Annotated in this window: 9 protein-coding genes; 3 read left to right on the top strand and 6 right to left on the bottom strand. The window is 67.4% G+C overall.

From position 1 onward, the window contains the following. Positions 1-133: 133 nt before the first annotated feature. From A5650_RS17345 to A5650_RS17355, 3 genes are all read right to left on the bottom strand, one after another. On the bottom strand, positions 134-1,600 hold the full coding sequence (locus tag A5650_RS17345; RefSeq protein ID WP_067294110.1) for a glutamate synthase subunit beta: 1,467 nt from the start codon (positions 1,598-1,600) through the stop codon (positions 134-136). Then, positions 1,593-6,185: a glutamate synthase large subunit gene (gene gltB, locus A5650_RS17350; RefSeq protein WP_067080178.1), complete on the bottom strand. Its 4,593-nt coding sequence runs from the start codon at positions 6,183-6,185 to the stop codon at positions 1,593-1,595. Before gltB ends, A5650_RS17345 begins: the two co-directional genes overlap by 8 nt. A 413-nt stretch (positions 6,186-6,598) precedes the next feature. Beyond that, positions 6,599-8,686 carry a heavy metal translocating P-type ATPase gene (locus tag A5650_RS17355; protein ID WP_067080181.1) on the bottom strand — a complete coding sequence of 696 codons (2,088 nt, stop codon included), beginning with the start codon at positions 8,684-8,686 and terminating at the stop codon, positions 6,599-6,601. 54 nt (positions 8,687-8,740) lie between these two features. Between A5650_RS17355 and A5650_RS17360 the strand changes: the two genes are divergently transcribed. After that, positions 8,741-9,556 carry a PaaI family thioesterase gene (locus A5650_RS17360; protein ID WP_067080184.1) on the top strand — a complete coding sequence of 272 codons (816 nt, stop codon included), beginning with the start codon at positions 8,741-8,743 and terminating at the stop codon, positions 9,554-9,556. A gap of 12 nt (positions 9,557-9,568) precedes the next feature. After that, positions 9,569-10,993 (top strand): chloride channel protein, encoded by a 1,425-nt coding sequence (locus A5650_RS17365; RefSeq protein ID WP_067080187.1) that lies wholly within the window; start codon positions 9,569-9,571, stop codon positions 10,991-10,993. Here the strand turns inward: A5650_RS17365 and A5650_RS17370 are convergent. The 3 genes from A5650_RS17370 to A5650_RS17380 all read right to left on the bottom strand — a co-directional run bounded on the left by A5650_RS17370 (position 10,986) and on the right by A5650_RS17380 (position 12,950). Next, positions 10,986-11,549, bottom strand: a complete 564-nt coding sequence (locus A5650_RS17370; protein WP_064418170.1) for a Dps family protein — start codon at positions 11,547-11,549, stop codon at positions 10,986-10,988. The genes A5650_RS17365 and A5650_RS17370 overlap by 8 nt on opposite strands. Before the next feature lie 81 nt (positions 11,550-11,630). Beyond that, positions 11,631-12,542: a DNA-3-methyladenine glycosylase family protein gene (locus tag A5650_RS17375; protein WP_067080190.1), complete on the bottom strand. Its 912-nt coding sequence runs from the start codon at positions 12,540-12,542 to the stop codon at positions 11,631-11,633. 27 nt (positions 12,543-12,569) lie between these two features. Beyond that, entirely contained in the window at positions 12,570-12,950 is a 381-nt protein-coding gene (locus tag A5650_RS17380; protein ID WP_067080193.1) for a DUF427 domain-containing protein, read from the bottom strand. Here A5650_RS17380 and A5650_RS17385 point away from each other — a divergent pair. Further along, positions 12,949-14,448 (top strand): HNH endonuclease signature motif containing protein, encoded by a 1,500-nt coding sequence (locus A5650_RS17385; RefSeq protein ID WP_231983289.1) that lies wholly within the window; start codon positions 12,949-12,951, stop codon positions 14,446-14,448. The genes A5650_RS17380 and A5650_RS17385 overlap by 2 nt on opposite strands. The last annotated feature ends 11 nt before the right edge of the window (positions 14,449-14,459 follow it).

Consider the following 14,459-nt stretch of genomic DNA (forward strand, 5'->3'; position numbering starts at 1 on the left):
GCGCGTCAGCGCTTCTTTCTGCTCTTCGCGCGAGCGCCCATCGCTGCCTTCTGCTCTTCGCGCGAGCGCTCATCGCTGCCTTCTGCTCTTCGCGCGAGCGCTCATCGCTGCCTTCTGCTCTTCGCGCGAGCGCTCATCGCTGCGGAACTGCGGTCGGCTTGATCGGTGCCGGAAGCGCTGAGTGTCCCATCAGATAGCGGTCGACACCGGCCGCTGCGGCGCGACCCTCCGCGATGGCCCACACGATGAGCGACTGCCCGCGTCCCATGTCGCCGGCGACGAACACTCCGGGCACCGATGACGCGAAATCCGCGTCGCGGCTGACGTTGCCCCGTTCGTTGATCTCGACGCCGAGGTCGGTCAGCAGGCCTTCGCGCTCGGGCCCGGTGAAGCCCATCGCGAGCAGCACGAGATCGGTCTCCAGCTCGAACTCGGTGCCCTCGATCTTCTCGAACTTGCCGGCCTTCATCTCGACCTCGTGGCCGCGCAGCCCGGTGACGTGCCCGTCCTGGCCGACGAACTCCTCGGTGTTGACCGAGTAGACGCGCTCGCCACCCTCCTCATGCGCGGAGGACACCCGGAACATCAACGGGTAGACCGGCCACGGCGTCGAGTCGGCACGCGTCTCCGGCGGTCGCGGCATGATCTCGAACTGGTGCACGCTGGCCGCCCCCTGGCGGTGGGCGGTGCCCAGGCAGTCGGCGCCGGTGTCACCACCGCCGATGATGATGACCTTCTTGTCCTTCGCATGGATCGGCGGCAGGCCGTTTTCGTCGGTGACCGGATCGCCGAACTGCACGCGGTTGGCCCACGGCAGATACTCCATCGCCTGGTGGATGCCGTCGAGCTCCCGGCCCGGGATCGGCAGGTCACGCCGCTCCGTCGCGCCGCCGGCGAGCACCACCGCGTCGAACTCCTTACGAAGCTGCTGCGCGGTGATGTCAACGCCGACGTTGACCCCGGTGCAGAACTCGGTGCCCTCGGCCGCCATCTGCTCCAGACGACGGTCGATGTGGCGCTTTTCCATCTTGAACTCGGGGATGCCGTAACGCAGCAGCCCACCGATGCGGTCGTCGCGCTCGAACAGCGTGACGCTGTGCCCGGCGCGGGTCAGCTGTTGGGCGGCGGCCAGCCCGGCCGGGCCCGAGCCGACGACGGCGACCTTCTTGCCGGTCTTGACATCCGGCGGCAGCGGCGTCACCCAACCCTCGTCGAAGGCCTTGTCGATGATCTCGACCTCGACCTGTTTGATCGTGACCGGATCCTGGTTGATGCCCAGAACGCACGAGCCCTCGCACGGGGCGGGGCACAGCCGGCCGGTGAACTCCGGGAAGTTGTTCGTCGCGTGCAGCCGCTCGATGGCGTCGCGCCAGCGGTCGTTGCGCACCAGGTCGTTCCACTCGGGGATCAGGTTGCCCAGCGGGCAACCGTTGTGGCAGAACGGGATCCCGCAGTCCATACAGCGGGCCGCCTGCTCGCGCAGGGTGTCGTGGGAGAAGTCCTCGTAGACCTCTTTCCAGTCGCGCAGGCGAATCGGCACGGGCCGCCGTTGGGGCGTCTCGCGGTGGGTGTACTTGAGGAAACCGCGGGGATCAGCCACTGGCGGCCGCCATGATCGCCTCGGCAATCCCGTTCTCGTCGGCGCCGCGCTGTTCGGCCTCGGCGATCGCCTCGAGTACCCGCTTGAAATCGCGGGGCATCACCTTGGTGAAGTGCTTCACGTTGTTGTCCCAGTCGTTGAGGATCCGTGCTCCGGCAGCGGAATCGGTGGCATCGACGTGGGCCTGAATCATGCCCGCGAGCCAGTCGAGGTCCTCCTCGTCGAGGCCCTCCAGTTCCACCATCTCGGCGTTGAGGTTCTCCGGCAGTGACCCGTCTGGGTCGTAAACATAGGCGATGCCACCGGACATGCCCGCGGCGAAGTTGCGCCCCGTCGGACCGAGGATCGCGATCTTGCCGCCGGTCATGTACTCACAACCGTGGTCGCCCACGCCTTCGACCACCGCGTGCGCACCGGAGTTGCGCACCGCGAACCGCTCGCCGACCTGGCCGCGGATGAACACCTGGCCGCTGGTCGCACCGAACAGGATCACGTTGCCCGCGATGATGTTGTCCTCGGCGACGTAGTCGTCGGGAGCGCTGTCCGATGGCCGCACCACGATCCGTCCACCCGAGAGGCCCTTGCCGACATAGTCGTTGGCGTCGCCGTAGACCCGCAGCGTGACACCCTTCGGCACGAACGCCCCGAAGCTGTTGCCCGCCGAACCGTCGAAGGTGATGTCGATGGTGCCGTCCGGAAGACCCTGTCCGCCATATGCTTTGGTCACCTCGTGGCCGAGCATCGTGCCGACGGTCCGGTTGACGTTGGCGATCGTCGTCGAGAAGCGCACCGGCGTCTGTGAATCCAGCGCTTCGCGGCACATCACGATCAACTGCTGGTCGAGCGCCTTGTCGAGGCCGTGGTCCTGACGCGAACTGCAGTACAGGTCCTGGTTCATGAACGCCGACTCGGGCTCGTGCAGCACCGGCGTCAAATCGAGCTTGTAGGCCTTCCAGTGCTCGGCGGCCTTCGTGGTGTCCAGCGCGCCGACCTGCCCCACCATCTCGTTGACCGTGCGGAAGCCCAATTGGGCCATCATCTCGCGCACTTCTTCGGCGATGAACATGAAGAAGTTCTCGACGAATTCGGGCTTTCCGGTGAACCGCTCGCGCAGCACCGGATTCTGGGTGGCCACGCCCACCGGGCAGGTGTCGAGGTGGCACACGCGCATCATGATGCAGCCCGAGACCACCAGGGGCGCGGTGGCGAAGCCGAACTCCTCGGCGCCAAGCAGCGCGGCGACCACGACGTCGCGGCCCGTCTTGAGCTGACCGTCGACCTGGACGACGATACGGTCGCGAAGACCGTTGAGCAGCAACGTCTGCTGGGTCTCGGCCAGACCGAGTTCCCACGGCGCGCCGGCGTGCTTCATCGATGTCAGCGGAGTTGCGCCCGTACCACCGTCGTGGCCGGAGATGAGCACGACGTCCGCGTGCGCCTTGGACACACCGGCGGCCACCGTTCCGACACCGTTCTCGGAGACCAGCTTGACGTGCACACGGGCCTGCGGGTTGGCGTTCTTCAGGTCGTGGATCAGCTGCGCCAGATCCTCGATCGAGTAGATGTCGTGGTGCGGCGGCGGCGAGATCAAGCCGACGCCGGGCGTCGAGTGCCGCACCTCGGCGACCCACGGGTAGACCTTGCCGCCCGGAAGCTGGCCGCCTTCACCGGGTTTCGCGCCCTGAGCCATCTTGATCTGGATGTCGGTGCAGTTGCTCAGGTAGTGGCTCGTCACGCCGAACCGCCCCGAGGCCACCTGCTTGATCGCGCTGCGGCGCCAGTCGCCGTTCTCATCGCGGTCGAAGCGCGACACCGCCTCGCCGCCCTCACCCGAATTCGATCGTCCGCCAAGGCGATTCATCGCGATGGCCAACGTCTCGTGCGCCTCGGCGGAGATCGAGCCGTAGCTCATCGCGCCGGTCGAGAACCGCTTGACGATCTCGCTGGCCGGCTCCACCTCCTCGAGCGGCACCGGCGGGCGCAACCCGTCGCGGAACTTGAGCAGCCCGCGCAGCGAGGCCATCCGCTCGCTCTGATCGTCGATCAGCTCGGTGTATTCCTTGAAGATCTCGTACTGGCCGGTGCGAGTTGAATGTTGCAGCTTGAACACCGTGTCCGGGTTGAACAGGTGGTACTCACCCTCCCGGCGCCACTGGTACTCGCCGCCGACCTCGAGTTCGCGGTGCGCCCACTCGTCGGGCCGGTCGAGATAAGCCAGCGAGTGGCGGGCCGCGACGTCGTCGGCGATGTCGTTGAGGTCGATTCCGCCGACGGGGCAGGTCAATCCGGTGAAGTACTCGTCGAGCACCTGCTGGTTGATGCCGATGGCCTGGAACAGCTGGGCGCCGGTGTAGGAGGCCAGCGTGGAGATGCCCATCTTCGACATCACCTTCAGCACACCCTTGCCCGCGGCTTTGACGTAGTTGGCCTTGGCCTGGTCGCTGGAGATGCCGGTGATGACCCCACGTTCGACCATGTCCTCGATCGACTCGAACGACATGTACGGGTTGATCGCCGCCGCACCGAAGCCGCACAGCATGGCCATGTGGTGCACCTCGCGGGCGTCACCGGCCTCGACGACCAGCCCGACCTTGGTGCGCGTGCGTTCCCGGACGAGGTGGTGGTGCACGGCCGATACCGACAGCAGAGACGGGATCGGCGCCATCTGCTCGTTGGATTCGCGGTCGGAGAGCACGATGATGCGCGCGCCCTCGCGGATCGCCGTCGACACCTTCGCGCGTACGTTGTCCAGCGCTTCCTTGAGGCCCTGCCCACCGCGGTTGACCGGGTACAGGCAGCGGATCACCGCCGCGCGCATACCGTGCTTGTGCCCGCGGATCTCGTGATCGGGGTCGACGCAGATCAGCTTCGACAGTTCGGCATTACGCAGGATCGGCTGCGGCAGCACGATCTGGCGGCACGACTCGGCGTTCGGGTTGAGCAGGTCGCCCTCGGGGCCGAGGGCGCCCTGCAGGCTGGTCACCACCTCTTCGCGGATGGCATCCAGCGGCGGATTGGTCACCTGGGCGAACAACTGCTGGAAGTAGTCGTAGAGCATCCGCGGGCGTTGCGAGAGTACCGCGACCGGAGTATCGGTGCCCATCGAGCCGAGCGGCTCGGCACCGGTGCGCGCCATCGGCGCGACCAGCAGGTTGAGCTCCTCATAGGTGAAACCGAAGATCTGCTGGCGCAACACGACCCGGTGGTGGGGCATGCGCACGTAATCGCCGGGTGGCAGTTCGTCGAGGTGGAACAGGCCGGCGTCGAGCCACTCCCGATAGGGACGCTCGGCGGCGAGTTCGGCCTTGATCTCCTCGTCCTCGACGATGCGGCCCTTGGAGGTGTCGACCAGGAACATGCGGCCGGGCTGCAGGCGCATCCTCTTGACGACGGTGGACGGATCGAGGTCGAGCACGCCGGCCTCCGAGGCCATCACCACCAGACCGTCCCTGGTCACCCAGATCCGCGATGGCCGCAGCCCGTTGCGGTCGAGCACCGCCCCGATCACCGTGCCGTCGGTGAAGGTCATCGACGCCGGGCCGTCCCACGGCTCCATCAGCGACGCGTGGTACTCGTAGAACGCTCGGCGCGCCGGGTCCATCGACTCGTTGCGCTCCCAGGCCTCCGGGATCATCATCAGCACCGCGTGGGGCAGGCTTCGCCCGCCGAGGTGCAGGAGTTCGAGCACCTCGTCGAACCTGGCGGTGTCCGACGCCCCTGGGGTGCAGACCGGGGTGATCTTGTCGAGATCCTGGTTCGGGCCGAACACATCGGTCCTGATGAGCGCCTCTCGTGCGCGCATCCAGTTCTCGTTGCCGGTGACGGTGTTGATCTCGCCGTTGTGGGCGATGCGCCGGAACGGGTGGGCCAGCGGCCACGACGGGAACGTATTGGTCGAGAAGCGTGAGTGCACGATGCCCAGCGCACTGGTGAGCCGGTCGTCCTGCAGGTCGAGGTAGAAGGCCTTGAGCTGCGGGGTGGTCAGCATGCCCTTATAGACGAAGGTCTGCCCGGAAAGGCTTGGGAAGTAGACGGTTTCACGCCCGGGCCCGTCCTGGCCCGGTCCCTTGGTGCCGAGCTCGTGCTCGGCGCGCTTGCGCACCACGTACGCGCGACGCTCCAGTTCCATGCCCGACGCACCGCCCATGAACACCTGCCGGAATGTCGGCATCGCGTCGCGGGCCAGCGCGCCCAGCGGCGAGTCGTCGATCGGTACCTCGCGCCAGCCCAGAACCTCGAGTCCTTCGGCCTCGGCGATCTTCTCGACGGCCTCACACGCGGTCGCCGCATCCTTAGACGACTGCGGCAGGAACGCGATGCCGGTCGCGTAGCTACCCGGCTCCGGCAGCTCGAAGTCGACCACCTCGCGCAGGAACGTGTCGGGAACCTGCAACATGATGCCCGCACCATCGCCGGTGTTCGGCTCGGCACCCTGCGCGCCGCGGTGCTCCAGGTTCACCAGGGCGGTGATCGCCTTGTCGACGATGTCGCGACTGCGGCGGCCGTGCATATCGGCCACCATCGCGACGCCGCACGCGTCGTGCTCGAACGCGGGGTTGTACAGCCCTTGCATCCTGGGCGCCATTCGCACCTACCCTTTTCCTGCACGTCTTATGAAGCTTCTGCCTGACAGCCGTAGACAGCGGCGGTTAGCCGGTCCGGCCATGGAGTGCCTTCGTGCAGCATCGAACGCCGGCCTGTATCCACTTGCCCCGAGTGGAGAAAACGATATGACAAACACCGGGTGACATGCCAACTTAGTAGACCCTAACTACGTCGGCGGGACGGTGTGGCCGTCTCGCTCGCCACCACTCGGTTTTGCACCCAATATCGTTGCCGCCCTAGGATTTTCAAAGCGTTCAGCGATTCTCCAGCGGGGTGCGGTACACATCACACTTCCCTCCCGACGCCGCCCGGCGTTTGCTGAAGTGCGCTATTTCGGCGCTTTTTCCAGCTTAGACCGCTGCGTAGGGGTTTGCGAAAAGCCTAGCCAGATTCTTAAGAAAACGCTTTCAGGCTGGCTTCGGGGGTGAGGTCCAGCCGTCGCAGCAGTTGGGCGTTGAGCGCCACCACGACCGTCGAAGCCGACATCAAGATCGCGCCGACGGACATCGGCAGGATGAAGCCGACGGGTGCCAACACCCCCGCAGCCAGCGGCACCGATACCAAGTTGTATCCCGCTGCCCACCAGAGGTTTTGCTTCATCTTGCGGTATGCGGCCCGTGAGAGCTGCAGCACCGACAGCACCGAGCGCGGATCCGAGCCGGCCAGGATCACCCCGGCCGAGGCGATCGCCACGTCGGTTCCCGCGCCGATCGCGATGCCGATATCGCCCTGGGCAAGCGCGGGTGCGTCGTTGACGCCGTCCCCGACCATCGCCACTTTGCGGCCCTCACGCTGCAACTCGGCCACCTTTGCCGCCTTGTCCTCCGGTCGTACCCCGGCGAACACCCGTTCGATCCCAAGGTCGGCGGCCACCGACCGCGCGACGGCCTCCGCGTCGCCGGTGATCATCACCACTTCGATGCCCAGCCTGTTCAGCGCCTCGACCACCTGGCGGGACTCCGGTCGCACCTCGTCGGCCAGCTTGATCGCACCGGCGACCCCACCGTCGACCACGACGTGCAGGATGATCGCCCCCTCGTCGCGCCACTGCCCCGTTTCGGGCAGGTCGGCGAGCCCCGCTTCGGCCAGCATCCGCGGGCCGCCGACCTGGACGCTGCGGCCCTCGACTGTGGCCTTGACGCCAACCGCCGGAGACGAGCTGAAGTCGGTGGTCGGCGGCAGGTTCAGCGAGCGGTCGCGCGCGGCCGCGACGATCGCCCTGGCCAGCGGATGCTCGGAGTACGCTTCGGCGGCCGCCGCCCACGTCAGCACGTCCTCGGCGGAGTGGCCGGGTGCGGTCGCGACCGCGGTGACCGTCGGCTCCCCCTTGGTCAGCGTGCCGGTCTTGTCGAACAGCACGGCCTCGACGGTCCGCATGCTCTCCAGCGCAAGCCGGTCCTTGACCAGAACGCCCCCGCGCGCGGCGCGTTCGGTGGCGATCGAGACCACCAGCGGTATCGCCAGCCCCAGCGCGTGCGGGCAGGCGATCACCAGGACGGTGATGGTCCTGACGACGGCCGCGGCGGGCAATCCCACGAACGACCACACCACCGCGGTGACGATCGCCGACGACAGCGCGAACCAAAACAGCCAACCCGCCGCCTTGTCCGCCAGTCGCTGCGCCCGCGACGACGAGTTCTGCGCCTCGGTCACCAATCGCTGGATACCGGCCAGCGTCGTTTCGTCGCCGACCGCGCTGACCTGCACCCGCAGCCCTGAGTCGGTGGCCACCGTGCCGGCAACGACGTGGTCGCCCGCCTCGCGGCGAACAGGCCGCGATTCGCCGGTGACCATCGACTCGTCGACGTCCGCCGAGCCGGCGATGATCTCGCCGTCGGCCGGAATGTTGCCTCCGGGGCGCACCAGCACGACGTCGCCCACACGCAACTCGGCCGGTGCGACGGTCTCCGTGCCGCCGTCGACGACCCGCTCGGCCTCGTCGGGCAGCAGCGCCGCCAGGGAGTCGAGCGCGGATGTGGTCTGCGCGAGCGAGCGCATCTCGATCCAGTGGCCGAGCAGCATGATCACGATCAGCAGTGCCAGTTCCCACCAGAAGTCCAGCTCGTGGTGCAGCACACCGAGGCTCGCACCCCAGGACGACAGGAACGCCACCGTGATCGCCAGCCCGATCAGCAGCATCATTCCCGGTGCGCGGGAACGGATTTCGCTCACCGCGCCCGCCAGGAAGGGTCGACCGCCCCAGACGTACATCACGGTGCCGAGCACCGGCGGAACCCATCGGATCCCGGGGACGTCGGGCAGCGAGTAGCCGAGAATCATCGAGAACATCCCCGACAGCGCGACGGTGGGGACGGCGAGCACGAGCATGGTCCAGAACAGGCGCCGGAACTCGGCGACGTGGCCAGAATGGTCATGGCCGCCCGAATGGTCGTGGCCCTGCGGATGCTCGTGCCCCGAATGACCGACCGCGGACGTGTCCGGGTGCTGTGCGCCATGGCCGGTGTGCGTCATAGCGGTCATGCTATACCCCCTAGGGGTATATGGCCAGGGCTTGTTCGGTCACGCTGTACCTCGATGTCGCATCCACTGAACACTCCGCTGGGCCGGTTCGGCATCGTGACGTCCACGGACGCGCCCGGCGAGTGCGTGGCCGCGATCCCGGTGGGCGGCATGGTGAACCCGCTGACCGGCGCCCCGACGATCGCGCCCATGGCGATGCTCGTCGACCACGCGTGCGGCCTCGTCAACCACCGGCGTCGCGCCGACGACGAGTGGACGGTGTCCAGCGAGCTATCCCTGGAAGCCGATCCCGACGCCGCCGAGATCATCGCGGGCGCCCCCGATGTACCTGTGGTCGCAACCGCCCGACCGTTCGGCGCCAAGAGCGACGTCGCGTTGGCGTTGTGCGAACTCACCCACCGCGACGCCGTGCTCGCCACGGCCACCGTGCGTTCGTTCTACATCCACTCACCCGCCGACATCGCACCGTTCCCCGACGGCCCGTCGGGCCCGCTGCCGCCGGGCACGCTCGCCGACCGGATGGCGGTCCGCGTCGCCGAGAGCGGCGGCGCGGGGCGGGTTCTGCTGCAGGACGAGGACCCCGTGCTGAACAACGCGATCGGCATCGTGCACGGTGGGGTGACGGCCATGGCGCTGGAACTGGTGGCATCGGCGGCACTCGACACCGATGGTTCAGACCGCCCGCTGCGAACTGCGTCGCTGAGGGTCAACTTCATGAAGCCCTTCCACAGTGGACCCGAATCTCGTTACGCCGGAACCGCTTTGCGTGTCGGGCGCCGGACGGGCGTCGCCGAGGGGCAAGCCGTCGGCCCCGGTGGAGGTGTGGCGATCCTCGCCAGACTGACCGCATACCGCGCAGATTCGCACTAGCATCTAAAGACCATGGCCGAGACCCGTGAAACCGGCGGCGGCCTCGGGGAATTCGTTCGACGCTCCGGCTACATCCGAAAGTGGCTGATTCTCGGGATCGCGATCGGCGTCATCGCCGGCCTCGGCGCGGTGGTGTTCTATCTGGCGCTCGACTATGCGGGCGACTTCCTGCTCGGTGACCTGGCCGGCTACCGGATCCCCAAACCGGTCGGCGACGGCGGCGATCCCGGCTCGGCGGGCTTCGACCGGCCGTGGGCCATCCCGCTGGTGGTCTGCGGCGGCGCGCTCGTATCGGCGTGGCTGGTCGCGAAGTTCGCACCGGAGGCCGAAGGACACGGCACCGACAGCGCGATCGAAGCCGTGCACACCGACCCCCGCGCCATCCGGGGACGAGCCATCGTGATCAAGACCATCGCCAGCGCCCTGACCATCGGGTCGGGCGGTTCCGGCGGTCGCGAAGGCCCCGCCGCCCAGATCTCCGCAGGTTTCGGATCCATGCTGACCCGTTGGCTGAACCTGTCCGACGAGGACGGCCGGATCGCGGTGTCGCTGGGCATCGGGTCTGGTATCGGAGCGATCTTCGGCGCCCCGCTCGGCGGCGCGGTGCTGGCGGCCTCGATCGTGTACCGCCGGGACTTCGACTACCGGGCGTTGATACCGGGATTCATCACCTCGGCGACCGCCTACTCGGTACTCGGTTCGATCCTCGGCTTCGACCCGCTGTTCGGATTCGTCGCCGCCGAGTACCGCTTCGACAGCCCACTCGATCTGGGCTGGTTCGTCGTGCTCGGCATCGTCGCGGCCGGCGTCGGCTACCTCTACGCGCGTATCTTCTACGGAACCGTCGCACTGACCGCTCGGCTGCCGGGCCACAAGGTGCTCAAACCCGCGGTCGGCGGGCTCGCGGTGGGACTGCTGGGCCTGGCGATCCCGCAGGTTCTGGCCAGCGGATACGGATGGGCGCAGAAGGCCACGGCCACCGACACCCTGATGGCGATACCGCTGTGGATCGTGCTGCTCCTACCGCTCGCCAAAATCTTGGCGACGTCGTTGTCGATCGGCACCGGCGGTTCGGGCGGCATCTTCGGGCCCGGTGTCGTGGTAGGCGCGTTCGTCGGCGCCGCGCTGTGGCGACTCGGCGATCTTGTCGACGCCCCCGGGATCCCCGACAGCCCCGCCACGTTCGTCGTCGTCGGCATGATGGCGTGCTTCGGCAGCGTCGCGCACGCGCCGCTTGCCGTGATGATCATGGTGGCCGAGATGACCGGCTCGTTCTCGGTGATCCCGTGCGCGATGGTCGCCGTCGGTATCGCCTACATGTTGATGTCGCGCACCGACGTCTCGATCTACCGCGCGCAGCGCCTCGACCGGGAAGCCGCCGACGCCGCGCGTGGCGACGACGGACGCCGGCCACCTCCGCCCGAAGCGACTACTTGACCGGCGCCTTCTTCTTGGCCTGGCTGGCGGCGTCCTTCTCCGTCGACGCGCCCTTGTTGGCCAACTGGCCGCCCGAGTTCTCCAGGTGCGCACGCACGAACCACTGGAACTTCTCCAACTCGGCGGCGTGGCCGATCAGCATGTCCTCGGTGACCGGATCGGAATCCTCGGCGTCCTCGATGTTCTTTCGGGTGTCCTCGATGACACCGTCGTAGACCAGATCGAGTGCGGCCAGGTGCGCCTGCACGGTGTCGCGGTCCAGCGAGTAGTCATCCCAGGAGCGGTCGCCGATGATCGCGCCCGGCGTGCCCTTCGGCGAGTAGCCCAGCGTCGCAATGCGCTCGGCGACCTCGTCGGCGTAGCCGCGCACCAACTCGACCTGCGGGTCGATCATCTCGTGGACTCCGATGAAGTTCGGGCCCACCACATTCCAGTGAATGTGCTTGAGTGTCAGGTGCAGATCGTTGTACCGGCTCAGCTGCTTCTGTAACAGTTCGGCCATCTTGGCCGCGTCTTTGTCGGTCATACCCGGAACGGTGTACTGAGACTTAGGCATGGGAAAGCTCCTTTGCACGCATACGGTGTCGAGGCTTCGACTACCCGCTGCGTCGGCGGGGTAATCACCACGTCACAGACGTCACATCTCGATCAGATTCGGGATCGCCATGCGCGGGCCGAACCGCGGAAGCACCGCAAGACCGCTCACTTCCAACAAGCGCACAGCGCGGTGACGGTGCGGGCGAAGCGGTTCGAGCACCTCGACCATCGCGGGATCGTCAATCGGATGGCCCAGCAAGCTCCACCCGACCATCTTCGCCAGGTGGTAGTCGCCGACCGAGAGCGCATCCGCGTCACCGAACGCGCGTTGACTCGTCTCGGCCGCGGTCCACTCACCGACCCCCGGAAGCGACGCCATCGCGGCACGCGCCCTGGCCGGTGACCGGGCGCCCAGCCGTTCCAGGGAGTCGGCGCGCTGAGCACATACGACGACGGTGCGAGCGCGGCGCGGATCGACGTTGGCGCGGTGGAACTCCCACGACGGGATGCGGCGCCAGATGTCACCGGGCGGCGGCACCCGCATGTGCGCGGGCGCCGGACCGGGTGCGGGGGCGCCGAACTTAGTGACCAGCAGCCGCCACGCGCGGCGCGCGTCCTTGCCGTAGACCCGCTGTTCGAGCACCGCCGGAATCAGCGCTTCGAGCACGCGGTCGGTGCGGCCCAGCCGGAGATGCCGCACGCGTCGATGCGCCGCGGCGATTGTCGGTTCCGTGGGCGCGAAGCCGACACTGTCGTCGTAAGCGCCGAGTTGGGCGGGCAGGGTCTCGGCGAATTCCCTGGCACCCTCGCCCCATGCTTCGCAGTCGACGGTGTCGGGTGCCGATTTGGTGAGGCGCGCGGTGACCGGGCCGCTGCGCATCAGGCTGGTGCGCCAGATCGCGCCGTCGGGGTCGTCGAAGTAGCAGGGGTCCTTCCGGCCACGCCGCAGCGGCGCCAGGGTCAACGCGGGGCTGACCGGGCCGTCGAAGACGACGCTGACCGAGGTGTGCACCGGCCAAGGTTATGCCGGGTCGACGGTTTATGCCTGAACGACGGTGACCTCCGCCTTGTCCGGGTAGAACGCCACGTGACCGGCGATGGGGGCGACGGCCGGGTAGGGCTTCTGGTAGGTCCAGATGGCGTCCTCGACGACGGTGCCGTTGTCGGTCACCAGGTCGTAGTAGCTGGCGTCGCCCTTGAACGGGCAGTACGTCTGGGTGTCGCTGGGCCTGAGTTTGTCTTGGACGACGTCGTTGTGCGGGATGTACTGCACCGCCGGATAGGTCGACTCCTGAAGCGTCAACGCACGTTCTGTGTCGGCGACGATCTCGCCGTTCACCCGGACGGTGACGTGTCTGCCGGTCGGCTCGACGGTGATCGGATGCTCCGCGGTGGGCTCGAGTACGGGTCGATCGCTCATGACATGGCCAACGCCCAAGGTGGCGGTCGGCATTCCGGACGTGTCGGTGGACGATGGCATAGTCGAACACATGTTCGGATCGGACTTCGCAGAGGCCGACGACGCCGCTGTGGTCGCCGCCATCGCCGAGGGTGCACGTGCGGAGGCACAAGCCGCCGCACGCCGGCTCGCGGCCATTGCAGAGTTGGTCCGGCGCAAGGTGTGCGATGACGACGAGCGGCAGCGGTCCGCGTTCGATCCGTGGGATGCCGTCGCCGCCGAGGTGGCTGCGGCGATGACGGTCGGTCATCGCCGCGCTTCGGGGCAGATGCGCATCGCGCAGGCGCTGCGCGAGCGGCTGCCACAGGTGGCCGCGTTGTTCGAGCAGGGCGGTATCAGTGCGCGGATCGTCTCGACGATCACATGGCGCACCACGCTGATCGAGGATCCTGAGGCGTTGGCACTCATCGACACCGCACTCGCCCAACGGGCGTCTCGATTGAGTCCGCTGTCGGAGCGACGACTCGACGATGCGGTCGACGCGCTCGTCCACCGGTTCGACCCGCTCGCGGTGCGGAAATCAAAAGCTACGGCCCGCACCCGGGACTTCCACTTCGGTGACGAAGACGACCCGGCCGGCACCACTTCGGTGTGGGGCCGGTTGTTGGCCACGGATGCGGCCGCCCTCAAACGGCGCGTCGCCGAGATGATGAAGGGGCTGTGCGACGACGATCCGCGCAGTATCGGCGAGCGGCGCGCCGACGCTGTCGGCGCCTTAGCGGCCGGCCATAACCAATTGGCTTGTGCGTGCGGATCGCCGACATGCGCCGCTGCCGGTGTGCATGCGTCGAATGTCCTCATACACGTGATCGCCGACCAAGCCGCGCTCGACAATGCCACTCGCGCAACCGAAGGCGAGGCCGCTCCCACAACCGAGAAGCGTGGCACTGCAGTACTGCTGGGCCAAGGGGCTTTGCCCACGTTCCTACTGCCCTGGCTGATCAGCCGCGGGGCGAAGGTGCGCCCGATCAAGATGCCGAGGTCGGAAGCCGAGTCGCGGTATCAGCCGTCAGCGGCGCTGGCCGAATTCGTGCGCATGCGTGATATGTACTGTCGCGCACCGGGATGCGATGTGCCTGCCGACCTCTGCGACATCGATCACACGACCCCGTGGCCCCTGGGGCCCACGCATCCGTCGAACCTCAAATGCCTGTGCCGTAAGAACCACATGATGAAGACATTCTGCGGCGGCCCTGACGGCTGGCGCGACGTCCAGCTTCCGGATGGAACTGTCATCTGGACCGCACCGAGCGGCCACACCTATACCACCCACCCCGGTAGCAAGCTGTTCTTCGAATGGGACACGACCACCGCCAACTTGCCACCGCCACCGGATATTCCACCGCCCACACCTGATCGCGCAGCGAAGATGCCGAAGCGAAGACGCACTCGCGCAGCCGAATTCGCCGCACGGATCAGAGCTGAGCGGGCGCGTAATGCCGACCCGGCACCGTTCTAAGAGCCGACGCC

The organism is Mycobacterium sp. 1164985.4, from assembly GCF_001668575.1.
Taxonomy (GTDB): domain Bacteria; phylum Actinomycetota; class Actinomycetes; order Mycobacteriales; family Mycobacteriaceae; genus Mycobacterium.